A 347-nucleotide genomic window follows, 5' to 3' on the forward strand; every position below is an offset into this window, starting at 1 on the left:
CGCGAGGGCGAAGTTCACGTCGTTGGTGACGTGGAGCCCGCCGAAATGCTTGCTCAGATCGCGGGTCTCGAGCAGCGGGCTCATCGGCCCACCTCCCGGCGGCGGAGGCGCCCGGGCCCGCGCATGGCCGCCACCACGAGGCCGTCGGGCGCCGCCAGCACCACCACGACGAGGAGCAGGCCCATCACCACCAGGGCGTACTGGCTGCCGTAGATCGTCAGCGCCTGGAACCCGCCGAGGACCACGAGCGTGCCGATGAGCGTGGCCGTCAGGTCGCCGCGGCCGCCGACCGCGACCCAGATCACCGGCAGCGCGGCGGCGGTGAGCCCCATGCTGGAGGGCGTGAT

Annotated in this window: 1 pseudogene; it reads right to left on the reverse strand. The window is 73.2% G+C overall.

Features of this window, described 5'->3' with window-relative positions:
• Positions 1–80: 80 nt before the first annotated feature.
• Positions 81–347 (reverse strand): annotated as a pseudogene (locus ACLBYB_RS32885) (ABC transporter permease); the annotation flags it as partial.

Source organism: Methylobacterium sp. D54C, from assembly GCF_053345595.1.